This window comes from Arsenicicoccus dermatophilus, from assembly GCF_022568795.1.
In the GTDB taxonomy this organism is placed as follows: Bacteria; Actinomycetota; Actinomycetes; order Actinomycetales; family Dermatophilaceae; genus Arsenicicoccus; species Arsenicicoccus dermatophilus.
The window spans coordinates 1,370,738-1,394,340 of sequence record NZ_JAKZHU010000001.1 but is presented as its reverse complement, the minus strand read 5'-3'; the positions used below and the strand labels follow the sequence as shown (position 1 = coordinate 1,394,340).

Genomic DNA, 23,603 nt, shown 5'->3' with positions numbered 1-23,603 from the left:
ACGCCTGAGGGAGCGCGGCTCGGGGAGCCGGCGCCCGAGGGGCCGGGGGGACCCATGACCATGCTCGACCTGGCACCGAGATGCACCACCTCACCGAGCCCGGCCCAGCCGCAGGGTGAGGGGGCGCCGAGCCACCGCAGTCGGGGCTCGCACGACGGGGCGGACCGTGATCTGCCGGTGGTGATACCGGCAGCCGTGGCGGCGCTCGCGCTCGTGGCGCTGCGGGTGCTCCTCGCGGCCCGGCTGCCCGGTCACGGTTTCGACATGTGGTGCTTCCAGGACTGGGGGCGGCTGCTGGCGCGCGGGGACTGGCTGCAGTTCTACGACCGGGCCAGGTCCGGCGACCACCTGCCGGGCGACCTCGTCCTCCATGGCCTCCTCGCGAGCGCCTGGGCGGGGGCGGGCGGGGTGATCCCGTCGTGGGGCTACGGCGTCGCGATCAAGATGGTCGCCATCCTCGGTGACCTCGGCGTGGCGGCGGCGGGCGGCGCGCTCGTCGCCCGCCGCCGCGGGCCCCGAGCGGGATGGTGGACGTCCGTCGTGCTCCTCGGCATACCGCTGCCCATCCTCGTGAGCTCCTGGTGGGGCCAGTGGGACGCCGGCTCGCTCGCCCTGGTCCTCGCGGCCGCGTTGCTCCTCGACACGCCCCGGCGCTCGACCCTGGCAGCAGGTGTCGCCCTGCTGGCCTGGGCGATGCTGATCAAGCCCCCGCTGGCCCTGGTCGTCCTGCCCCTCGTCGTGTGGCGCTGCGCGCGGGGCGGACTGCCGCGCTCGCTGGCCCGCCTGGTGGGCTGCGGCCTGGTGGGGGCCCTGACCGTGTCGCTGCTGGGGGTCTTCTTCGGGGTCGGTCTGGTCGCGGTCGGCACCCGGTGGTCGGTGCTGGACCGATTGAGCTCGGCGGCAGGGGAGTTCGACGCCACCACGCTGGGTGCGGTCAACGTCTGGATGTGGCTCGCGAGCCCCAACGGCAGCGACGCACAGCTGCTGCTCGGCGTCCCGGTGCGCGCCTGGGGGCTGGCGGGAGTCGCGCTGTGGTGCGCGGTGAGCGGGGTGCTGGCGGTCCGCGCGCGGGTGTGGCTGCAGGGGGTGACGCTGCCGCTGGCGCTCGGCGCGAGCTGCCTGGCCGGCTGGCACCTGCTGGCCACGCGCTGCCACGAGCGCTACGTCGTCCCGGCCGCCGTCCTGGCGGTCGTGGTGGCGGCCCTGGACGGACGCCGGGTGGCCTGGGGCGCCGCGGCGGGCCTGGTCGCCGGGGGCTCGACGGCGGTCTGGCTGGGCCTGACCGCCGTGGTCACCGGACCGGACGAGCTCGCCCTCAACCGCGCGCTCGCTATCCTCGTGCTCGTCGCGACAGATGCCGCTCTCGCCGCTCTTCAGCCCGCGCCAAGCCGGGAGTGCTTGGCTGGGGAGGCTCAGGCGCGGGGGAGCCGGTCACCCTCACCTCCGAGCGCGACCACGGACCTGCTGACCAGAGAGCTGCATGAGCACCCGAGCCACACCCTCCGACCTCGCCCGCACGAGCCGGCTCCCGCGCATCGCCGGTGACGTCGTCACCTGGGGTGCGGTCTGGTCGGCCATCTCCCTGGTCCTGCCCCGAGCCACCGGGCCGCGGGTGGTGGACGAGGTCTTCGGGCTGGTGGGGGTGCCGGTCGCACCCAACCTGTTCATCGCCGCGCTGCTGCTCATCGTCGGGGAGGCCCTGCGACGCGGGCTGCGGCTGGCCTGGGGCCTGGTGCTGGCGGTCGAGGCGGTCGGCATCGCCGCCTACGCCACGAGCGTGGTGGTCCTCAGCCAGCAGCTCGAGGCGCGGATCCCCGGGCACGGGCTGTGGGGTGACGTCCCCACCTCGGTCGCCATGGCCGACACCGTCGCCGGAGCCGTGATCAGCCTGGTCATCATCGCGTTGTTCTGGCGGGCCCGGCGAGCCTTTCCCGCCCATACCCGCCCGGGGGCGTTGCAGACCGGCCTGGCCACCCTGGTGGGTGGGCTGTCCGTGGTGGTGCTCGCGGTGTTCTGCCTCACCTGGGTGACCCCCGGCAACCTGGCCACCAGCGGCGAGCGGCTGTGGTGGTCGCTGCGCCGGACGCTCGGCTTCTCCCTGCCGATCGGGCTGGAGCCCACCACCCACCACGGCAGCCACACCCTGGCCACCCTCGCCGGCGTCTTCGCGGCGGGCGTCCTGCTGCTCGCGATCTGGCTCTTCCTCAACGGTGCACGCCAGGCCTCCCTGATGACCGCCGACGACGAGCTGCGGGTGCGCGCCCTCCTCGCTCGCGGCGGGGACGCTGACTCCCTCGGCTACTTCAGCACCCGGCGGGACAAGTCCGTCGTGTTCGCGCAGGACGGATCGGCGGCCGTGGCCTACCGCGTGATCGGCCCGGTGTGCCTGGCCTCCGGTGACCCGGTGGGTCCCGTCGAGGCCTGGCCGCGGGCCGTGGAGGCCTGGCTGGACATGGTCCGGGACCATGCCTGGCACCCCGGTGTCCTGTCCGCGTCGGAGGCGGGGGCGACGGCGTATGTCGCATCAGGCCTGCGCGCCCGACCGCTCGGTGACGAGGCCGTCATCGACGTGGAGTCGTACACCCTCGAGGGGCGCCTGATGCGCCCGGTCAAGCGCGCCGTCGCCCGGGTCCGCGGCGCCGGCTGCACGATCACCGTGGAGCGGCACCAGGACCTCGCGCCGGAGACCCTGGCCGAGGTGATCCGTCTCGCGGACGAGTGGCGCGGCGACGAGCCCGACCGCGGCTTCTCGATGGCGCTCAACCGCCTCGGCGACCGCAGCGACAGGCGCAACGTCGCCGTGCTCGTGCGTGACGCCGACGGGCACCTGGTCGCCCTCCAGTCCTTCGTGCCGTGGGGGACCCGTGGGCTGTCCCTCGACGTGATGCGCCGCGCGCCCCAGGCCGTCAACGGCGTGAACGAGGCCATGGTGACCGCGCTCGTGGAGGCTGCGCCCGAGCTCGGGATCCGTCGTGTCTCGCTGAACTTCGCGATGTTCCGCAGCGTCTTCACCGGGGCGGACAAGGTCGGTGCGGGCATCGGCGTGCGGCTCGCCGACCGCGTCCTCGCCGTCGCCAGCCGCTACTGGCAGCTGGAGTCGCTCTACCTCGCCAACGCGAAGTACCTCCCGCGCTGGGAGCCGCGCTTCGTGTGCTTCCAGACCGCAGCGGTCCTGCCGCAGATCGGGCTGGCCGCCGGCGTGGCCGAGGGCTTCCTGCCAGGTCGCGCGGTGACCGTCACCCGCACCGGCGAGGACCTGGTCTCCCTGGACGGCGCCGAGCCCCGCCCCTTCGCGGACCTGGTGATCGAGCAGGACGCCGCCCTGCTCACCCCCAAGCGCCCCGACCGGCGGATCAGCGAGCAGCAGCAGGTGCGGCTCACCAAGCTGGCCCGGCTCGCCGACGCCGGCATGGAGGGCTACCCCGTCCGGGTGCCGCGGACCTGCGAGCTCGCTGACGCGAGGGCCGCCGCCGAGGGCACCGGGCCGGCCGCGCAGGACGCGTCCCGGCAGCCAGACCCGGTCGCACCCCGCGAGGTCTCGGTGACCGGGCGGGTGCGGGCGCTGCGCGACCACGGTGGCGTGGTGTTCTGCGAGATCGAGGAGCGCGGCACGAGGTTGCAGGGCGTGCTGGAGCGCTCCCGCCTCGACACCGGGCAGCTGGCGCTGTGGCGCCGGGCCGTCGACGCGGGCGACCACGTGTCCCTCACCGGCATACCCGGTCGCAGCCTGCGTGGAGAACCCTCCCTGCTCGTCACCCGGTGGATGATGGCCGCCAAGTGCCTGCGGCCGATCCCGACCCGCCCGGGCAGCTTCACCAACCCCGAGGCGCGGATGCGCCAGCGCTACCTGGACCTGATCGTCAACCCCGAGGCGTCGTGGATGATGCACGCCCGCTCCCGGGCGGTCGCCGCGATCCGGCACTCGTTCACCCAGCGCGGCTACATGGAGGTCGAGACGCCCATGCTGCAGGCGGTGCACGGCGGGGCGAGTGCCCGGCCCTTCCGGACCCACATCAACGCCTACGACGCCGACCTCTACCTGCGCATCGCGCCGGAGCTCTTCCTCAAGCACCTGTGCGTCGGCGGGCTGGACCGGATCTTCGAGCTCAACCGCAACTTCCGCAACGAAGGCGCCGACGCGACGCACAACCCCGAGTTCACCTCCGTCGAGGCCTACGCCGCGCACGGGGACTACACCACCATGCGCGAGCTGACCCGCGAGCTGATCATCGAGGTCGCCGAGGCCGTCCACGGCGAGCCGGTCGCCGTGCGGCCCACCGCGGACGGCCACGGCGAGCGGATCCGCCTCGACGGCCCCTGGCCGGTGATCACCGTGCACGAGGGCGTGTCCCGGGCCGCCGGCGTCACCCTCACCTCGAGGTCGTCGCGGGAGGAGGTCGTCGAGGTGGCCCGGCAGCACGGCATCCACGTCACCTCCGCCATGACGGCTGGCGAGCTGGTGGTGGAGCTGTACGACGAGCTGGTCGAGAGGCAGACCACCTTCCCCACCTTCTACACCGACTTCCCGCTGGAGACCTCGCCGCTCACCCGCACCCACCGCAGCGACCCGACCCTGTCCGAGCGCTGGGACCTCGTGGCCTTCGGGGCGGAGATCGGCACGGCCTACAGCGAGCTCGTGGATCCGGTCGACCAGCGCCAGCGCCTCACCGACCAGTCGTTCAAGGCGGCGGCGGGAGACCCGGAGGCGATGGAGATCGACGAGGGCTTCCTCACCGCGCTGGAGCACGCCATGCCGCCCACCGGCGGACTCGGGATCGGCGTGGACCGCCTGGTGATGATGCTGACCGGCACCAACATCCGATCCACGCTGGCGTTCCCGTTCACCAAGCCGCTGGAGCAGCGCTGACCATGGCGACCCTGACCCTGACCCAGGAACAAGCGCTCGAGGTGCTGCGCCGCCGGCCGCCGCGCGCCCGCCGAGGAGCCGATCTGCTGTGGGCCGCCTGGGGCGGTTTCATCGTCTCCCGGGCCGTCGCCGACCTGGTCCGGGGCGAACGTGAGGCCTATGTCGCCGTCGCGCTGCTCGTCGGTCTGGGTCTGCTGGGTCTGGGCCTGGCCGCGTGGTTCGAGGTGCTGCCGCGTCGGCGCAGGCTGCGCGGCGTGCCCCTCGACCAGGTCGTCCCCGTGACGTACCAGCAGCTCGTGCCCTCGGGCAAGAGGATCCTGCGCGACGAGGACGGGCGGGTCTGGCTCCCCGGCCACCTGCCACGTGGGGTGTCCTTCGGCGACCAGCTGTGGGTCACCCCGCTGGAAGACGGGCACCCCTTCGCCGCGGTGGTCCCCGACGGCACGCGCGCCGCCGTGGTCCCCGTCGTTCGCCGCTGGGACGACGCGCCGCTGCGCTGAGCGGCGCTCCCAGGTCAGCGGCGCCGGGCCCGCAGGACCAGGTCCCAGGCGTGCCCCGCGCCGGCGCCCGTGGTGACATGGCGAGCTCGTCGCTCGTCGACCAGCACCTCGAAGGAGCCGTCCAGGACGGCCGCCACGTCGGCGGGCATCACGTAGTCGCCCGGGTCCGAAGGGCCGCTGCCCGTCCGCGCCGTCGGCGGCCGGGCCGTGGCCGTGCCCGTGCCCCTCGGCCTCCGACAGGTCGTGGTGCACCACCAGCAGGGTGCCGCCCGGCGCCACCAGGTCGACCAGCCTCCGCTCGGCCACCCGACCGGCGGCCCGGACGAGCACCGGGTACATCGCGCTGACCAGGTCGAAGGAGCCCGGCGCCAGGTCCGCCTCGACGAAGGGCGCCACGACCCCGGTGATCTGGTGCCCCTCCCGCGCAGCGGACTCGCACGTCCGGGCCACGGCGTGCCGGAAGATGTCCAGCGCCGTGACCCGCCAGCCGCGGGCGGCCAGCCAGCAGGCGTCGGCCCCCTCGCCGCACCCCACGTCGAGCGCCCGGCCGGGAGGAAGGTCCGCGACCTCGGCCACGACGGCCTCGTTGGGGGCGCCGCTCCACACCTGGCCGCCGGAATACCTCTCGTCCCAGTGCTCGGCCGACGTCGGGGGCCAGGGCGTGTCGTGGTTCGTCATGAGCCCATCCTGTCCTCCGTCGACGGTCCGCCCCTCGACCGCCTCGCTGGTGGCTCGGGTGGTCTCCGGCAGCGACCGGCAGGCGGCACCATCTCGTGCGCGGTCCGCGCGGCTGCTGTCCGGGTGTGCTCGGCCGCGCCACGCGGCGCCGGTGCACAGGTCTGCGCCCTGCCCCTCCCCGACCGGGTCGAGGAGGGGCGGGAGGCAGCTGCTCAGTCGGGGTAGCGGCGCGGGGTCCAGGCCACGACCTGGGGCTCCCCGCCGGGACGGCGCTCCACCAGCTGGGTCTGCGAGGACCCGATGAGCAGCAGCGTGCGCATGTCGACCTCGTCCGTCGGGAGGTCGGCGAGCCGCATCACACGCACCTGCTCGGTGGGGCCGCCCACGTCCCGGGCCACCACGACGGGCGTGGACGCCGGGCGCAGCGACAGGGCGAGCTCCTTGAGCCGGACCACCTGGTCGCGGCGCGAGCGGGAGGCGGGGTTGTAGATCGCCACGACCAGGTCGGCCGCGAGGGCGGCCCGCACGCGCTCGGAGATGATCGACCAGGGCTTCAGCCGGTCGGACAAGGAGATGGTGGCGTAGTCGTGCCCGAGCGGAGCGCCCGCGCGAGCCGCCGCCGCGTGAGCGGCCGTCATACCGGGGCAGACGCGGACCGGGATGTCCTGGTAGCCCTCCTCGGAGGCGACCTCCAGGACGGCGGTGGCCATCGCGAAGACGCCGGGGTCGCCGGAGGAGACCACGACGACGCGGCGACCGCGCCGGGCCAGGTCCAGGGCGAAGGCCGCCCGCTCGGACTCGACCTTGTTGTCGGAGTTGTGGCGCACCTGCCAGGGCCGCACCGGCACCCGGTCGACGTACGTGACGTAGCCGACGAGGTCCGTCGCGGTGGCGAGCACACCGCGCACCTCGGGGGTCTGCCAGGGGGCTCCGGCCGGGCCGGTGCCGACCACGGTGACCGAGCCGAGCGGCACGTCCGCGCCGACGGGGGGCAGGGGAGCGGGCCGGCGTCCCATCCGGGAGGGGAGCAGCACGACCGAGAAGTACGGCACCTGCTCGGGGTCCACGTCCCGCGCGGGGAGGTGACGCTCCCGCTCCATGGTGGCCCGCTCGACGTAGACCGCGTCGTCGAGGCGGCCGCACCGCTCCAGGGCGGCGCGCACCCCGGCGAAGGTGCGGCCGAGCTTCATGATCACCGCGGTGTCGGTGCCCGCGATCGCGGCGTCGAGCTCGTCCGCCGACAGGGTGCCGGGGATGACGGTGAGCAGCTCGGTGTCCTCCACCAGGGGCACCCCGGCCGCGGCGGCGGCGGCCGTGATCGAGGTGACGCCAGGGATGACCGTCGTGTCGTAGGACCCGGCCAGCCGTTGGTGCAGGTGCTGGTAGGAGGAGTAGGTCATCGGGTCGCCGAGCGAGATGACGGCCACGGTGCGTCCGGCGTCCAGGTGGGCCGCGAGCCGGTCGCGGCACTGCTCGTAGAAAGCATCCAGCAGCGCGTCGTAGTCGCTGACGTCCTCGGTGGTCGCGGGATAGACGAGCAGCTCCTCGAGCACACCCTCGCGCAGGTAGGGGTCCGCGATCTTGCGGGCGGTGGACCGCCCGTGCCGGGCCGCGTGGTAGGCCACCACGTCGGCCGCCTCGATCGCGCGGATCGCCTTGAGCGTCAGCAGCTCCGGGTCACCGGGGCCGAGGCCGACGCCGATCAGCCGGCCGGTCATCACTCGACCTCGCTGGCGATCGCGTTGAGCGCGCCGCAGGTGATGGCCGAGCCGCCGCGTCGGCCGTGGACCACGAGGTAGTCCAGGCCGAGGGTGTTGTCGGCCAGGGCGACCTTGGACTCGGCGGCACCGATGAAGCCGACCGGTATGCCGACGACCGCGGCGGGGCGCGCCGAGGTCTGCTCCAGCAGGTCCAGCAGGTGGAACAGGGCGGTCGGGGCGTTGCCGATGGCGACGACCGCGCCGTCCAGCCGGTCGCCCCACAGGTCGAGGGCGGCGGCGGAGCGGGTGTTGCCGATCTGCCTGGCCAGCGCGGGGACCCGCTCGTCGCGCAGCAGGCAGATCACCTCGTTGTCGGCGGGCAGGCGGGTGCGGGTGACCCCGGAGGCGACCATGTGGGCGTCGCACAGGATCGGGGCGCCGGCCTGCAGCGCGGCACGGGCCCTGCGGACCACGTCGGGGGAGTAGGCCAGGTCGTCCACCAGGTCGATCTGCCCGCACGCGTGGACCATCCGGGCCGCGACGTAGGCGATGTCGTCGGGCAGGCCGGACAGGTCGGCCTCGCGGCGGATGGTCGCGAAGGACTGCCGATAGATCTCGGCGCCGTCCTTGATGTAGTCCTGCGTCACGCGTTGCTCCCGGTGGTGGTGATCAGGGCGTGGATCTGCCCGGGGGAGACCATCTCACGCACGGGCGACTCCTGGGGCTCGTGCGACCCGTCGTGCAGGAAGGCCGAGTAGTCCTCGGTCCCCTGCGCGACGAAGGCGTGGTGCGGGGTCGAGGGGTGGCCGCACTGGCGCCCGCAGCCGGACAGCATGACGGGCAGCCCGGGCAGGGCGCCGTGCTGGGCGTCGACGAGGGCGCGGGCGTGCTCCTGCACGTCGGCGTGGGAGCGGACGCACTGCGGCAGGCCGGTGCAGGCGTGCACGTCCAGCCACGGCGACGCGGGATCGACCGCCCAGCCCGCCTCGCCCAGGGCGGTCAGCACCTCGGCGGCGCGGTCGGCCGGGACCCCGGGGACGACGATCGCGTGCCAGGGGGTGACCCTGATCTGGTCGGCGGCGCCGCGGGCCACGGCCGCGGCGAGTCGCCAGCCCTGGGAGCCGATCGCCGCGAGCGGCGCCTTGGCTGCGACGGTGACGGTACCGTCGCCCTGCTCGGCGACGACCCCGGTGAGCCGGGGCTGGCGGGTGGCGCGCTCGACGCGTCCGTCGGCGCGAGCGGTCAGCCGGCCCACCCGCTCGTGCAGCTCGGTCCGCCCGGCCGCGGACAGGTCGTCGACGTTCCAGACCTCCTCGCCGCGGGCGGCCTTGACCTCCAGCCAGGTCTCGCAGATCCGGGCCAGGAGCCCGGCGACGGCCGTGGGCTCGGCGAGCGCGCCCACGGCATACACCTGGTCGTCCTCGTGGGTGCCGAGCGCGCAGACGACCTGGTCGCCGCGGACCTGCGCGGTGAGGTCCAGGGGCAGGGCGGCGAGGAAGCCGTCGCCGTCGTCCAGGCCGACCAGGAAGCGGCCGGCCAGCCCGGCGAGCGCCGGGGAGGCCTGGATCGCGGCGTCCAGCGCATGGGCCACCGGGGTCACGTCGGGGTGCTCGTCCCCGAGCCCGGTCAGGGGACTGACGACGACGTTGCGCGTCCGCTCGTGGGTCGCGGAGGGCAGCAGCCCGAGCTCGGTCACCCGCGTGGCGAAGGTCTGCGCCGCCTCCTCGGTCAGGCCCCGCAGCTGCACGTTGGCACGGGTGGTGAAGAGCACGTGGCCGTCACCCAGCGTGTCCGCCATCTCGCCGATCGCCTCGGCCTGCCCTGCCGTCAGCGGGCTGCCCGCCAGACGCACCCGGGCGATCTTGCCGTCCGACGCCTCGAACATGCGCAGGGCGCCTGGACACTTGTCGGGGACGGCGTGACGCTCGAGGACCGGGGGGACGAAGGTGGCAGGCGTGGTCATGGCTCCGAGCCTAGTGACGCGGTGTGACAGGCCTGCGCTCGGGGGCGGGTCAACCGGAGGCCTGACCACGACCCCTGGGACGTCGCAGGTGGCTGCTAGAGTCCGCTCGGTCGGGGCACCCGCCTCGACCATCGCTGACGGCCTCAGCGGAGGAAGCCGGTGCAAGTCCGGCGCGGTCCCGCCACTGTGTGCGAGCTCCCGGCTCGCGAGCCAGGAACTCCCGCCGTCGACGCCACCCACGGGCGAGGACACCCGGGAGAGGACCATGACGTGACCCTGGCTCTGCTGTCGACGTCGGACACCGACCTGCGCAGCGCGCGCGCCGCCGAGGGCCCCGTGGACTGGCGGCACGCCAACCCGGCCCGCCTGCCCCTGGACGAGCTCGACGCCTTCGTCGAGGGCACCGACCTGGTCGTGGTGCGGCTGCTCGGTGGGCGGCGCGCCTGGGAGGACGGCCTGCACCGGCTCCTGGCCGGCCCCCGCCCGGTCGTCGTGCTCACCGGCGAGCAGGCCCCGGACGCCGAGCTCATGTCCATCTCCACGGTCCCCGCCGGGGTGGCGGCCCAGGCGCACGCCTACCTCGCGCACGGCGGCGCCACCAACCTCGCCGAGCTCGCGGCCTTCCTGTCCGACACCGTGCTCCTCACCGGTCACGGTTTCGCCCAGCCTGCCGCGGCCCCCGCCTGGGGCTCCCTGGGCTGCACCGGTGCCTGCGCGGCGATCCCGGCCGCCGACCGCTCCCAGTGCGGGGTCTCGACCTGCCGGGCCTGGGGGTATGCCGAGACCGACGACCGCCCGTGCGTGGCGGTGCTGTACTACCGCGCCCACCACATGAGCGGGAACACGCAGTTCGTCACCGACCTGTGCGACGCCCTCGACGCCGCCGGCGCCCGGCCGCTGCCGCTCTACGTCGCGTCCCTGCGCACCCCCGAGCCCGAGCTGATGGCCACGCTGCGCCAGGCCGACGCCGTGATCACCACCGTGCTCGCCGCGGGCGGCTCGACCCCGGCGGCCGCGCAGGCCGGTGGCGACGAGGGCGCCTGGGACGCCGGTGCCCTCGCCGACCTCGACGTCCCGATCATCCAGGGCCTGTGCCTGACCTCCTCCCGGGAGGAGTGGCTCGCCAACGACGACGGCACGACGCCGCTGGACTCGGCGACCCAGGTGGCGGTGCCGGAGTTCGACGGCCGCCTGATCTCGGTGCCCTTCTCCTTCAAGGAGATCGACGAGGACGGGCTGCCCGTCTACGTCGCGGACGCCGAGCGCTGCCGCCGGGTCGCGGGGATCGCCCACGCCCACGCCCGGCTGCGGCACGTCCCGGTGGGCGAGCGGCGGATCGCGCTGGTCCTGTCGGCATACCCCACGAAGCACGCCCGGATCGGCAACGCCGTCGGCCTGGACACGCCCGCGTCGACCCTGGCGATGCTGCGGGCGCTGCACGAGGCGGGCTACGACGTGGGCCCGACGTCCGGGGAGGGCGCGCTGCCCGGCCTGGAGTCCGGAGACGGCGACGAGCTGATCCACGCGATCATCGCCCGCGGCGGCTACGACCAGGCCTGGCTCACCGAGGACGAGCTCGCGGCCAATCCCTTGCGGGTCAAGGGCGCCGACTACGTCCGGTGGTTCGAGAAGGTCGACCCGGCGCTGCGCGCCGAGATCGAGGAGAAGTGGGGTCCGGCCCCCGGCGAGATGTACCTCGACGGCTCGCGGGCGGGCCGCGGCGAGACCGGCGACCTGGTGTATGCCGGGCTCCAGGCCGGCAACGTCGTGATCCTCGTGCAGCCGCCCCGCGGCTTCGGGGAGAACCCGATCGCGATCTACCACGACCCCGACCTCGCGCCCTCCCACCACTACGTCGGGGCCTACCGCTGGCTCGAGGCGGACCGCGAGGACGGCGGCTTCGGGGCGCACGCGATCGTGCACGTCGGCAAGCACGGCAACCTGGAGTGGCTGCCCGGCAAGGGCGCCGCGATGGCCGCGGACTGCGCCCCCGACGCGATCCTCGGCAACCTGCCGCTGGTCTATCCCTTCCTGGTCAACGACCCGGGCGAGGGCACCCAGGCCAAGCGCCGGGCCCACGCCACCCTCGTCGACCACCTGGTGCCGCCGATGACCCGGGCGGACTCCTACGGCGACATCGCGCGTCTGGAGCAGCTGCTCGACGAGTACGCCATGGTCAGCGCCATGGACCCGGCCAAGGCTCCCGCGGTGCGCCAGCAGATCTGGACCCTGCTGCAGGCCGCCCGGCTGGACCACGACCTCGGCCTGACAGGTCGCGTGGACCTGGACGACGACGAGGCCTTCGACGACCTGGTCCTGCACATCGACGGCTGGCTGTGCGAGATCAAGGACGTGCAGATCCGCGGCGGCCTGCACGTGCTGGGCCTGGAGCCCACCGGCGAGGCGCGGGTGTCGCTGGTGCTCGCGATGCTGCAGGCCACCCAGATCTGGGGCGGCGACCGGGCCCTGCCTGGCCTGCGCACCGCCCTCGGGCTCGACGAGGGCGCCCGCAAGCGCGGCGAGACCGACGCCGTGGAGGCCCACGCCCGGGTCCTGGTGGAGGCGCTCGAGGAGCGCGGCTGGGACCGGGACCAGGTCGACGAGGTCATCGCCCGGACCGAGCTGCCCCCGGACGCCGACCTCGAGGCCCTGCGGTCCGTGCTGGCCTTCGCCTGCGCGGAGGTCGTCCCGCGCCTGGCCGGCACCGCCCACGAGGTCGACGCCGTGCTCCGGGCCCTGGACGGGCGGTTCATCCCCTCCGGCCCCTCCGGGTCGCCCCTGCGCGGCCTGGTCAACGTGCTGCCGACGGGGCGCAACTTCTACTCCGTCGACCCGCGCGCCATCCCGAGCCGGCTGGCCTACGAGACCGGCGTGGGTCTGGCCGAGTCCCTGGTGCGCCGCTACCAGGAGGACAAGGGCGAGTTCCCGGCCAGCGTCGGACTGTCGCTGTGGGGGACCTCGGCGATGCGCACCTCCGGAGACGACATCGGCGAGGCCCTGGCGCTCATGGGGATCCGCCCGGTGTGGGACGACGCGTCCCGCCGGATCACCTCCCTGGAGCCGGTGCCGCTGACCGAGCTCGGGCGGCCGCGCGTGGACGTGACCCTGCGCATCTCCGGCTTCTTCCGCGACGCCTTCCCGCACGCCACCGCCCTGCTCGACGACGCGGTCCGGCTGGCCGCCTCCCTCGACGAGCCCGCCGACCAGAACTTCGTCCGCGCCCACGTGCAGGCCGACCTGGCCGAGGGCACCGAGGAGCGCAAGGCCACCACACGCATCTTCGGGTCCCGCCCCGGGACCTACGGCGCGGGCCTGCTGCAGCTCATCGACTCCCGCGACTGGCGCACCGACGCCGACCTCGCCGAGGTCTACGAGGTGTGGGGCGGCTATGCCTACGGTCGTGACCTGGCCGGGGTGCCCGCCCGCGACGAGATGCGCACGGCCTACCGCCGGATCCGGGTGGCGGCCAAGAACATCGACACCCGCGAGCACGACATCGCCGACAGCGACGACTACTTCCAGTACCACGGCGGGATGGTGGCCGCGGTGCGCTCGCTCACGGGGGAGGCACCGGAGGCCTACATCGGCGACTCGACCCGGCCGGACCACGTCGCGACCCGCACGCTCGTCGAGGAGACCTCCCGGGTCTTCCGCGCCCGCGTGGTCAACCCCAAGTGGATGTCGGCGATGCGGCAGCACGGCTACAAGGGCGCCTTCGAGATGGCGGCGACGGTGGACTACCTCTTCGGCTACGACGCCACCACCGGGGTGGTCGCCGACTGGATGTACGACCGGCTCACCAAGGAGTACGTCCTCGACGAGACCAACCGCGAGTTCCTGGCGCAGGCCAACCCCTGGGCCTTGCACGGCATGGCCGAGCGGCTGCTGGAGGCGGTCGAGCGCGGGATGTGGGCCGAGCCCGACCCGGAGGTGCTCGCCGAGCTGCGCGCGGCCTACCTCGACGCCGAGGGCGACCTGGAGGGCGACGATGACTGAGCCGACCACCTGGGGCCCGGCCGCGGGGGGCGACGCGGGGACGACCGTCGTCGACCGCCCGGGGGCGCCCGTGGAGTTCCCCTTCACCGCGATCGTCGGTATGGACGACATGGGCCTGGCGCTGTGCCTGTCCGCGGTCTCTCCGGCCATCGGCGGCGTGCTCGTCCGCGGCGAGAAGGGCACCGCCAAGTCCACCATGGTCCGGGCCCTGGCCACGGTGCTGCCGCCGGTGGCCGTGGTCGCGGGCGACCGCTTCTCCTGCGACCCGGCGTCCCCGGACCCGACCTGCCCCGACGCCGCCCGGCACACCGCCGCGGCCGCCACCCGGCCGGTCCGCCTCGTCGAGCTGCCCGTCGGGGCCTCCGAGGACCGCGTCGTCGGGTCGCTGCACCTGGACCGGCTGCTGTCGAGCGGCCAGGTGGCCTTCGACCCGGGTCTGCTCGCGCAGGCGCACCGCGGGGTGCTCTACGTCGACGAGGTCAACCTGCTGCCCGACCACCTGGTCGACACCCTGCTGGACTCCGCGGCGATGGGCCGGGCCCGGATCGAGCGCGAGGGCGTCTCGGTGCAGCACGCCGCCCGCTTCGTGCTGGTCGGCACCATGAACCCCGAGGAGGGCGAGCTGCGCCCGCAGCTGCTCGACCGCTTCGGCCTGGCCGTGGACGTGACCGCCTCGCGCGACCCGCAGGTGCGGGTCGAGGTCGTGCGGCGCCGGATGGCCTACGAGGACTCGCCGGAGGCCTTCCGGCAGCGGTATGCCGAGCCGGAGAACGCCCTGGCCGCCCGCATCGCCGCCGCCCAGGAGCGGCTGCCGCGGGTCGTGCTTACCGACGCGGGGATCGAGCAGATCGCCACGATCTGTGCGGCCTTCGACGTGGACGGGATGCGCGGGGACCTGGTGACCGCCCGGACCGCCGTGGCGCACGCCGCCTGGTCCGGCCGCGAGCAGGTCACCGCCGAGGACGTGCGCGTGGCCGCCCGGCTCGCGCTGCCGCACCGCAAGCGGCGCAATCCCTTCGACGACGCGGCCGACCACGACCTCGAGGACATCATCGAGGAGACCCTGCCGAAGGACCAGGGGTCCGACGAGCGCGGCCCGGACGACCCCGACGACGACCCCACCCCGCCGCAGGGCCCGGACGGGCCGCAGGGCGGGGGCAGCGACGCCCCGGCACCGCAGGAGACCCCTGACCCGGACGGGGAGGGGGAGACCCCGACCGAGCCGCCGCAGCCCGATCAGCCGGAGCAGCCCCCGGTCCAGGCTCCCGCCCGCGGCACGACGGGGGAGCGGGCGGGGGGCGCCTATCGCACCCGGCTGCTGTCCCTGCCCACCGCCGGCACCGGCGTGGCCGGGCGCCGCTCCACCGCCGACACCAGCACCGGCCGCCACGTCCGCGCGGTGCTGCCCGACGACCCGCGGGGCCAGGGCCTGTCCGCGACCGCCACCGTGCTCGCCGCGGCCCGGCGCGCCGCGGGCGACGAGGCCGACCACGCCCACCGCACCCCCGGCCGCGACCTGCGGGTCACCGCCCAGGACCTGCGCCGCAGCGTCCGCCGCGGCAAGGAGGGCAACCTCGTCGTCTTCGTCGTGGACACGTCCGGCTCCATGGGCGCCCGCGAGCGCGTCCGCGAGGTCAAGACCGCCTGCGTCTCGCTGCTCCTCGACGCCTACCAGCGCCGGGACAAGGTCGCCGTCGTGACCTTCGCCGGCAAGCGGGCGACCCTCGTGCTGCCGCCCACCACCAGCGTCGAGCTCGCCGAGCGACTGCTCGCCCAGGTGCCCACCGGTGGCCGCACTCCGCTCGCCGAGGGCCTGCAGAGCGCCTACGACGTGGTGCTGCGCGAGCGCGCCAAGGACCCGCACCGCCGGGCCCTGCTCGTCGTGCTCACCGATGGCCGCGCCAGCGCCGGCGGCCGCCAGGCCCTCCCGCGCGCCCACCGGGTCGCCGAGGGCATCGCCCACACCGGGGTGGCGAGCGTGGTCGTCGACTGCGAGCAGTCCCGCGCGGGCTTCCGGCTCGGGCTCGCCCGCGACCTCGCGGCTCACCTCGGGGCCGAGCTGCTCGACCTGGGCGGCCTCGCCGCCGAGCAGCTGTCCGGGGCTGTCCGCTCCCGCACCGAGCCCACCCGCACCGACCGCCCTACCCGGACCTCACCGCAGACAAGGAGCGTGGCCTGATGCCTCAGGGAGTCCCCGCGTCCGTTCCCGACGACGGTCTCACCACCCGGCAGCGCCGCAACCGGCCGCTCGTGATCGTCCACACCGGGGTCAACAAGGGCAAGTCCACCGCCGCCTTCGGGCTGGCCCTGCGCGGCTGGAACCAGGGCTGGCGCATCGGGGTCTTCCAGTTCGTCAAGAGCGCCAAGTGGAAGGTCGGTGAGGAGACCGCGTTCAAGACCCTGGGCCGGCTGCACGAGGAGACCGGCGAGGGGGGCCCGGTCGAGTGGCACAAGATGGGCGAGGGCTGGTCCTGGTCCCGCAAGGCAGGCTCCGAGGAGGACCACGCCCGCGACGCCCTCGACGGCTGGCGCGAGATCCAGCGCCGCCTCGCCGCCGAGGAGCACGACCTCTACGTCCTCGACGAGTTCACCTATCCCCTGAAGTGGGGCTGGGTGGACGTCGACGAGGTCGTCGAGACCCTGCGGACCCGTCCTGGGCGCCAGCACGTGATCATCACCGGCCGCGACGCCGACCCGCGCCTGATCGAGGTGGCCGACCTGGTCACCGAGATGACCAAGATCAAGCACCCCATGGACACCGGCCAGAAGGGTCAGCGAGGGATCGAGTGGTGACCGGCCGATGACCACCCTGCCCCGCCTGGTGATCGCCGCCCCCGGATCGGGGAGCGGCAAGACCATGCTGACCACCGGCATCCTCGCCGCGCTCGCGCGACGGGGCGTGCAGGTGTCGCCGCACAAGGTGGGGCCGGACTACATCGACCCCGGCTACCACGCGGCCGCCTGCGGCCGCGTGGGGCGCAACCTCGACCCCCACCTGCAGGGCGTCGACCGGGTCGTCCCGCTGCTGCTGCACGGCGCCCTCACGCCGAGCCCCGCCGACGTCGCGGTGATCGAGGGCGTCATGGGGCTCTTCGACGGGCAGCTGGGCGGGCGCGGCTTCGCCTCCACCGCGCACATCGCCACCCTCACCGCCTCACCCGTGGTGCTGGTCGTGGACGGCGCGCACACCTCCCGCTCGGTCGGCGCGACCGTGCTGGGCTTCAGCCGTTTCGACCCCCAGGTGCGGATCGCCGGGGTCATCCTCAACAACATCGCCTCCCCCCGCCACGAGGCCGAGGCCCGCCAGGGGATCGAGGAGACCGGCATCCCCGTGGTCGGCTGCGTGCCCCGGGTGCCCTCGGTCGTCGTGCCCTCCCGCCACCTCGGGCTCGTCCCCGCCGCCGAGCGCTCGCCCGAGGCCCAGGCCGCCGTGGACGCCCTCGCCGACATGGTCGAGGCCCACGTCGACCTCGACGAGCTGCTCGCCGTCGCCCGGCAGGCGCCAGACCTGGCCGGCGAGCCCTGGTCGCCGGAGGCCGAGCTCGGCGACCTGGCCTGCGCGCAGCCCGGGGCCCGCGGTCGCGTCGCCGTCGCGGGTGGTCGGGCCTTCACCTTCGCGTATGCCGAGACGACCGAGCTGCTGGCCGCCGCGGGCCTGGAGCCCGTCGTCGTGGACCCCCTGCTCGACCCCGAGCTGCCCGAGGGCGTGGGCGGCCTCGTCGTGGGCGGCGGCTTCCCCGAGGTGCACGCGACCGAGCTGGCGGCCAACACCTCCCTGCTCACGTCCATCCGGGAGCTCGCCGAGGCGGGCGCACCGGTCAGCGGCGAGTGCGCCGGGCTCCTCTACCTCGGGCAGACCCTCGACGGCCACCGCATGGCCGGGGTCCTGCCCACCCACGCGGAGTTCGGGTCGCGCCTCTCTCTGGGCTACCGCTCGGCGGTGGCGCTCAGCGACTCGGTGCTGGCACCCGCGGGCACCCGCGTGACCGGCCACGAGTTCCACCGCACCCGCATCACCCGCGTCGACGGGGACCACCAGCCCGCCTGGGCGTGGACCTCCCGGGACGGCGGGTCCGTCGCGGAGGGCGTGGTCCAGGGGCAGGTGCACGCGAGCTACCTGCACGTGCACTGGGCCGGTCAGCCCGCGCTGGCCCGGGCCTTCGTGTCGGCGGTGACCGGACGATGACGACGGCCCGGACCGAGCAGGCGGCGCTCGCCCACCACGGTGACGTGGACGCGCGCGGCGCCCGGCTCGACCTGGCCGTCAACGTCGCGGTGCCGGAGCCGCCGGCCTTCGTCGCGGAGGCGATCGGGCGTGAGGTCGCCCGCCTGTCGGCATACCCGGACCCGGCCTCGGCCAACGCGGCGCTGGCCGAGGACCTCGGGGTCCCCGCGGAGTGCCTGCTGCTGACCAACGGCTCGGCCGAGGCCTTCCAGCTCGTGGCGCGGCTGCGCCGCTGGCGCAGGCCGGTCGTGGTGGAGCCGCAGTTCACCGAGCCCGGGCTCGAGCTGGTGGCTGCGGGCGCGGCCCCCGCCTGGCACGCGCTGGACGAGGGCACCGGGTGGACCCTGGACGCCGCCCTGCTGGGCGACCGGCACCCCGACGCCGACCTGGTCGTCGTCGGCAACCCCACCAACCCCACCTCGCGGTTGCACCCGCGCGCCGAGCTGCTCGGCCTCGTCGACCCGGCCACCACGCCGGACGACCGGGTGCTGCTCGTCGACGAGGCCTTCCTCGACGTGTCCACCGACCCGGCCCAGACCGTGGTGGCCGAGGCCGTCGCGGACCGGCCGGGGGAGCGGGCCGTGCTGGTCACCGGCAGCCTCACCAAGACCTACGGCCTCGCCGGGGTGCGGGCGGGCTGTCTCGTGGGGCCCGCGCCCCTGGTGGCCCTCCTCGCCGAGCGGCAGGTGCACTGGTCGGTCAACTCCCTGGCGCTGGCCGCCGTCCTCGCCGTGTGCACGCCGCAGGGGCGCGCCTTCCGCGAGGCCCAGCGGGAGCGGCTGGGCCGCAACGCCGCCCACCTCGCCGCGACGCTGCGCGAGCTCGGGCTGCGCGTCCCCGTCGACCCCGACGGGCCCTTCGTCCTCGCCCACCATCCCCACGCCGAGCAGCTCCGGGAGCGTCTGCGCGACGAGCACGGCATCGCCGTCCGCCGGGCCGACACCTTCCGGGGCCTCGACCCGACCTGGATCCGGATCGCCGCCCGCGACCCGGAGCAGGTCGCGGAGCTGGCGGACGGCATCCGCACGATCCTGCAGGAGCCCCGGCCATGAGCCTCGACCACCCGACCACCGCACCGTCCGACGCCGCGGACCGCCCCGACCGGCATACCCCTGCCGCGCAAGGGGCCCCCGGCCAGGCCAGGGACCGGCACGCCTTCGACGAGGACCGCCGCGCCGCGGTCTACGACGTCATCCGCGAGCGGCGCGACATCCGCTCGACGTTCACCATGGACCCGATCGACGACGAGGTGCTGACCCGGGTGCTCGCCGCGGCGCACCAGGCGCCGAGCGTGGGCTTCAGCCAGCCGTGGGACTTCCTGCTGGTGCGCGACGAGGAGACCCGGCGCCGCGTGCAGCGGCTGGCCGCCCGTCAGCGGGACGAGTTCGCGGCGAGCCTGCCGAGCCCGCGGCAGCGGATGTTCGACGGCCTCAAGATCGAGGCGATCCTGCAGACCCCGCTCAACGTGGTCATCACCTGCGACCCCACGCGCGGGGGCCCGCACACCATCGGTCGGCACGCCGACCCCCGCATGACGAGCTTCTCCACGGCGACCGCCGTGCAGAACCTCTGGCTCGCCGCCCGTGCCGAGGGGCTCGGCGTCGGCTGGGTGAGCTTCTTCGACCCCACCGAGCTGGCCCGCGAGCTGGGCCTGCCCGAGCACCTCGAGGTCGTGGCCTACCTGTGCGTCGGCCACGTCAGCGAGTTCCCGCCCGCGCCCGAGCTGCAGACCTCGGGGTGGGCTCGTCGCCGCCCGCTGTCCTGGGCCGTGCACGACGAGACCTGGTCCACCCGCACGCTCCCAGGAGGAGTCACCGTGTCCCTGCTCGACGAGACCGTCGCCGCCGTCCGACCCGCCTCCGCCGAGGTGCTGGCCCAGGCCCAGGCCCACCAGGCCCAGCTGGTCAAGCCGGCCGGGGCGATGGGTCTGCTCGAGTCCACGGGCGAGCGCCTGGCGGCGGCGTATGCCGAGTGGCCCCCGCCGGTGCCGTCGCCCGTCGCGGTCGCGGTCTTCGCCGGTGACCACGGGGTCCACGCCCAGGGCGTGTCGCCGTGGCCGCAGGAGGTATCCGTGCAGATGGCGGCCGGCATCGCCATGGGTGGCGCCGTCGTCAACGCCGCCGCCCGCCAGGTGGGCGCGGAGGTCGACGTGGTCGACGTGGGTCTCGTCGCGGACCTGCCGCCCACCAAGGGTCTGCTGGTCCGCAAGGTCGCTCGCGGCACCGCCGACCTGACCGAGGGTCCCGCGATGACCCGCGAGCAGTGCCTGGCGGCGCTGGAGGTCGGCATCGACGTCGCCCGTGACCTGGTCGCCCAGGGCAACCGGCTCCTCGTCGCCGGGGAGGTCGGCATCGCCAACACGACCCCGGCCGCCGCCCTGATCTCGGTCTTCACCGGCCGCACCCCCGACGAGGTGACCGGCACCGGCGCGGGCCTGGACGAGGCCGGGCGCTCGGCCAAGGCCGCCGTGATCGACCGGGCCCTCGCCCGCTCCGGCGCCTGCGCCGAGGACCCGCTGCGCACCCTCGCCGAGGTGGGTGGCCTGGAGCACGCCGCCATGGTCGGCTTCCTGCTCGCGGCCGCAGCCCAGCAGACCCCCGTCGTCCTCGACGGCGTCATCGCCTGCTCCGCCGCGCTCGTCGCCCAGGCCCTGTGCCCGGCCGTGGTGGACTACCTTGTCGCCGGCCACGCCGGGGTCGAGCCCGGCATCCTGGCTGCTCTGTCCACCCTCGGTCTCGATGCCCTGGTCGACCTCGACCTGCGCCTCGGCGAGGGTTCTGGCGCGGTCCTGGCGGTCCCGCTCGTGCAGATGTCGGTGCGGATGCTGCGGGAGGTCGCGACCTTCGAGTCGGCCGCGGTGAGCGGCAAGCTCGACGAGGACGCCGCGGGCGAGCACGACGCGGCTGCGTCGGACCCGGCTTCGCAGGATGAGTCTTCGCAGGTCGCGGCCCGGCAGGATGCGGAGGCCCGGGCATGACCGGCGCCTGGCGCCTGGACGGTGTCCCCGCTCTCGTCGCCGGCGGGGGTGCCGAGGCCCTCGCCGAGGTCGTCGCGCTGCGCGAGCGCGGGGCCGTCGTCACCGTCCTGGCCACCGAGCTGGTGCCCGCCCTGGAGGACCTCGTCGACCGGGGGTTGGTGGCTCGCGGCGCCGACGTGACCGAGCCCGAGCTCGTGGCGTCGGCCCGGCTGGTCGTCGACGCCCGCACCCCGCAGCTGCGCGCCGCCGGGCCGGACCTGCTGCACCTGGCCCGGGAGGCAGGGGTTCCGGCCCGCACCGTGGACACCGGCTCGGGCGGGGGAGGGACGAGGGGCTCCGGGGACGGCTCGGTCGTGCTGGTGGGCGGCGGCCCGGGTGATCCCGGCCTGCTCACCCGGCAGGGCTATGCCGAGCTGCTGGCCGCCGACGTGGTGGTCACCGACCGGCTCGCCCCCGTGGGACTGCTCGCCGAGCTGCCCGGTCACGTCGAGGTCGTCGACGTCGCCAAGATCCCGCGCGGGCGGTTCACCCCGCAGGAGGAGATCAACGCGATCCTCGTGCGCGAGGCGCGGGCCGGACGGCGGGTGGTGCGCTTCAAGGGCGGCGACTCGTTCGTGTTCGGGCGCGGCTACGAGGAGGTCGAGGCCTGCCGGGCCGCGGGCGTTCCCGTCACGGTCGTGCCGGGCGTGACCTCGGGGGTGTCCGTCCCCGAGCTGGCCGGCATCCCGGTGACCAACCGCGGGACCGTCCAGGGCTTCACCGTCGTCAGCGGTCACGCCGCCCCCGAGGACCCCCGGTCCACGGTCGACTGGGAGGCGCTGGCCCGCACCGGGACCACGATCGTCGTGCTGATGGGCGTGCAGACCCTGCCGTCGATAGCCCGGACCCTGCTCGACGCCGGGCGCGCCGACCAGACCCCGGTCGCCTGCGTGATGGACGGCGGGCTGCCGTCGATGCGCACGGTGCGCACCACGCTCGGAGCCCTGGTCTCCGAGGGGCTGCCCGAGGGGCTTGTGCCCCCGGCCGTCACGGTGATCGGGGACGTCGCGGCGCTGGGGTGACCCTGCCCCGGCAGGATGTCGGTGGACGCGGCTAGGGTGGCGTCCATGAGCGACGACGCCTACACCTGGACCTATCTCGACGCGGCCGGTGCGCCCCTCGCCGAGGCGAGCAGCCCGAGCTTCCCGTCCCAGGCCGAGGCGGAGGCGTGGTTCGCCGAGGAGTGGCAGGTCGTCAAGGACGGCGGCGCCGACTCGGTCACCCTGATGCGTGGCACCGAGGTCGTCTACGGCCCGATGTCCCTGCAGTCGATGGCGGGCTGAGCCGTGGTCGCACAGCTGCCCGAGGAGCTGCGGCTGCGGCTCGACCACGCCGTCGCCGAGGCCCAGCACGAGTGGCGCTCGCCCGCCGTGAGCGCCGGGGTGGTGCGCGACGGCGAGCTGGTGTGGTCGGCGCACGTCGGCGCGGCCCGGCTCGGTCCGACGCGACCCGCCGACGACGACACGCAGTTCCTGATCGGCTCGGTGACCAAGACCTTCACCGCGGTCTGCCTGTTGGCCCTGCGCGACCGCGGCGAGCTGTCGCTGGACGATGCGCTCGGCGACGTCATCACCGGGACGCCGCTGGCCGACCTGACCTTGCGCCAGCTGCTGTCGCACTCGTCCGGCCTGCAGCGGGAGCCCGCGGGTCACCTGTGGGAGACCTTCGACGCGCCCGACCTGGACGGGCTGCTCGCCGGGCTGGACCAGGTCGAGCGGGTGCTCCCGCCGCACCGGGCCTTCCACTACTCCAACCTCGCCTATGCCCTCCTCGGCCAGGTGCTCGCCCAGGTCGCGGAGCAGCCGTGGGAGTCCGCCGTCCGCGCGCTGGTCCTCGAGCCGCTCGGGATGACGCGGACCGGGCTCACCCCGGACGAGGACACCCGCGCCCACGGCTACCAGATCCACCCCTACGCCCGGACCGCCACGGCCGAGCCGGTCATCGACCTGCGGGCCACCGCCCCCCTCGGGGGACTGTGGTCCACCGTCGCCGACCTGGGACGTTATGCCGCCTTCTGCTCCGACCCCGGGCGCTTCGACGTGCTGGCCCCGGAGACCGTGCACGAGATGACCATGCCGGTCGTCATGGCCGACCCCGACGACTGGACCCAGGGACAAGGTCTCGGTTTCGGCCTCGTCCGCCGGGGAGAGCGCGTGTATGCCGGGCACGGCGGCGCGATGCCGGGCTTCCTCACCGGGCTGCGGTTCCGCGGGCGGGACCGGCTCGGGGCGGTGGTGTTCGCCAACGCCACGTCCGGCCCGGCGCCGCTGGCCCTGGCCACCGACCTGCTGTCCACGGTGGTCGCCCACGCTCCGACCACCCCGCCGGTGTGGACGCCCGCCACGCGCGACGCCGAGCTCGAGCCCCTGCTCGGCCGCTGGTGGTCCGAGGGCTCCCCGCTGGACTTCGAGGTGCGCGGCGACCAGCTGTGGTCGACGATGCCCGGCTCTCGCGGCCTGCTCGACGACACGAGGTACGAGCAGGTCGACCGCGACCTGTGGCGTGCGGTGGAGGGCCGCGAGCAGGGGGAGCGTCTAGAGCTCGTCCGCGACGGGGACGACCGCGTCGTCAAGATGTACTTCGCGACCTATGCCGTCACCCGGGAGCCGCTGGCCTTTGCCGACCTGTGAGCGGGTGCGCGCGTGGCTCGGGCGGTGC

General features: G+C 74.8%; 16 protein-coding genes, 1 pseudogene and 1 riboswitch. Of the genes and pseudogenes, 12 read left to right on the top strand and 5 right to left on the bottom strand.

The genetic code is table 11. From position 1 onward, the window contains the following. Positions 1–195 precede the first annotated feature (195 nt). The 3 genes from MM438_RS06485 to MM438_RS06475 are packed head-to-tail and all read left to right on the top strand — an operon-like array spanning position 196 to position 5,367. A complete protein-coding gene (locus MM438_RS06485) occupies positions 196–1,545 on the top strand; it encodes a hypothetical protein (RefSeq protein ID WP_241451696.1) in 1,350 nt (449 codons plus the stop codon). Beyond that, complete coding sequence (lysX, locus tag MM438_RS06480) at positions 1,481–4,867, top strand: bifunctional lysylphosphatidylglycerol synthetase/lysine--tRNA ligase LysX (RefSeq protein ID WP_241451695.1); 3,387 nt, start codon at positions 1,481–1,483, stop codon at positions 4,865–4,867. The genes MM438_RS06485 and lysX overlap by 65 nt, the downstream gene beginning before the upstream one ends. Positions 4,868–4,869: 2 nt before the next feature. After that, positions 4,870–5,367: a hypothetical protein gene (locus MM438_RS06475; RefSeq protein ID WP_241453518.1), complete on the top strand. Its 498-nt coding sequence runs from the start codon at positions 4,870–4,872 to the stop codon at positions 5,365–5,367. 14 nt (positions 5,368–5,381) lie between these two features. Here the strand turns inward: MM438_RS06475 and MM438_RS16245 are convergent, their stop codons facing one another. From MM438_RS16245 to MM438_RS06455, 5 genes and pseudogenes are all read right to left on the bottom strand, one after another. Beyond that, the gene (locus MM438_RS16245) at positions 5,382–5,516 is read right to left on the bottom strand and encodes a hypothetical protein (RefSeq protein WP_277628420.1); all 135 of its coding nucleotides are present in this window, start codon (positions 5,514–5,516) and stop codon (positions 5,382–5,384) included. 154 nt (positions 5,517–5,670) lie between these two features. Next, positions 5,671–6,045: pseudogene (locus tag MM438_RS06470) on the bottom strand (class I SAM-dependent methyltransferase); the annotation flags it as partial. A gap of 212 nt (positions 6,046–6,257) precedes the next feature. Continuing rightward, on the bottom strand, positions 6,258–7,763 hold the full coding sequence (cobJ, locus tag MM438_RS06465; protein WP_241451694.1) for a precorrin-3B C(17)-methyltransferase: 1,506 nt from the start codon (positions 7,761–7,763) through the stop codon (positions 6,258–6,260). Continuing rightward, on the bottom strand, positions 7,763–8,392 hold the full coding sequence (locus tag MM438_RS06460; protein ID WP_241451693.1) for a precorrin-8X methylmutase: 630 nt from the start codon (positions 8,390–8,392) through the stop codon (positions 7,763–7,765). Before MM438_RS06460 ends, cobJ begins: the two co-directional genes overlap by 1 nt. After that, positions 8,389–9,708 carry a hypothetical protein gene (locus MM438_RS06455; protein WP_241451692.1) on the bottom strand — a complete coding sequence of 440 codons (1,320 nt, stop codon included), beginning with the start codon at positions 9,706–9,708 and terminating at the stop codon, positions 8,389–8,391. The genes MM438_RS06460 and MM438_RS06455 overlap by 4 nt, the downstream gene beginning before the upstream one ends. A 149-nt stretch (positions 9,709–9,857) precedes the next feature. Beyond that, a riboswitch (cobalamin riboswitch) is annotated at positions 9,858–9,928 on the top strand. Positions 9,929–9,978: 50 nt separating this feature from the next. Here MM438_RS06455 and cobN point away from each other — a divergent pair. The 9 genes from cobN to MM438_RS06410 are packed head-to-tail and all read left to right on the top strand — an operon-like array spanning position 9,979 to position 23,575. Continuing rightward, positions 9,979–13,704, top strand: coding sequence for a cobaltochelatase subunit CobN (gene cobN, locus MM438_RS06450; protein ID WP_241451691.1), 3,726 nt, complete (start codon positions 9,979–9,981; stop codon positions 13,702–13,704). Further along, positions 13,697–15,883 carry a magnesium chelatase subunit D family protein gene (locus MM438_RS06445; RefSeq protein WP_241451690.1) on the top strand — a complete coding sequence of 729 codons (2,187 nt, stop codon included), beginning with the start codon at positions 13,697–13,699 and terminating at the stop codon, positions 15,881–15,883. The genes cobN and MM438_RS06445 overlap by 8 nt, the downstream gene beginning before the upstream one ends. Then, positions 15,883–16,497, top strand: a complete 615-nt coding sequence (cobO, locus tag MM438_RS06440; protein ID WP_241451689.1) for a cob(I)yrinic acid a,c-diamide adenosyltransferase — start codon at positions 15,883–15,885, stop codon at positions 16,495–16,497. Before MM438_RS06445 ends, cobO begins: the two co-directional genes overlap by 1 nt. 7 nt (positions 16,498–16,504) lie before the next feature. Beyond that, entirely contained in the window at positions 16,505–17,890 is a 1,386-nt protein-coding gene (locus MM438_RS06435; RefSeq protein WP_241451688.1) for a cobyrinic acid a,c-diamide synthase CobB, read from the top strand. Then, positions 17,887–18,981 carry an aminotransferase class I/II-fold pyridoxal phosphate-dependent enzyme gene (locus tag MM438_RS06430; RefSeq protein WP_241451687.1) on the top strand — a complete coding sequence of 365 codons (1,095 nt, stop codon included), beginning with the start codon at positions 17,887–17,889 and terminating at the stop codon, positions 18,979–18,981. The genes MM438_RS06435 and MM438_RS06430 overlap by 4 nt, the downstream gene beginning before the upstream one ends. Next, positions 18,978–20,906, top strand: coding sequence for a nicotinate-nucleotide--dimethylbenzimidazole phosphoribosyltransferase (gene cobT / locus MM438_RS06425; protein ID WP_241451686.1), 1,929 nt, complete (start codon positions 18,978–18,980; stop codon positions 20,904–20,906). The genes MM438_RS06430 and cobT overlap by 4 nt, the downstream gene beginning before the upstream one ends. Continuing rightward, the gene (gene cobA / locus MM438_RS06420) at positions 20,903–21,967 is read left to right on the top strand and encodes a uroporphyrinogen-III C-methyltransferase (protein WP_241451685.1); all 1,065 of its coding nucleotides are present in this window, start codon (positions 20,903–20,905) and stop codon (positions 21,965–21,967) included. The genes cobT and cobA overlap by 4 nt, the downstream gene beginning before the upstream one ends. Positions 21,968–22,012: 45 nt before the next feature. Beyond that, positions 22,013–22,228, top strand: a complete 216-nt coding sequence (locus MM438_RS06415; protein ID WP_241451684.1) for a hypothetical protein — start codon at positions 22,013–22,015, stop codon at positions 22,226–22,228. A 3-nt stretch (positions 22,229–22,231) separates the two neighbouring features. Then, a complete protein-coding gene (locus MM438_RS06410; RefSeq protein WP_241451683.1) occupies positions 22,232–23,575 on the top strand; it encodes a serine hydrolase domain-containing protein in 1,344 nt (447 codons plus the stop codon). Positions 23,576–23,603 lie beyond the last annotated feature (28 nt).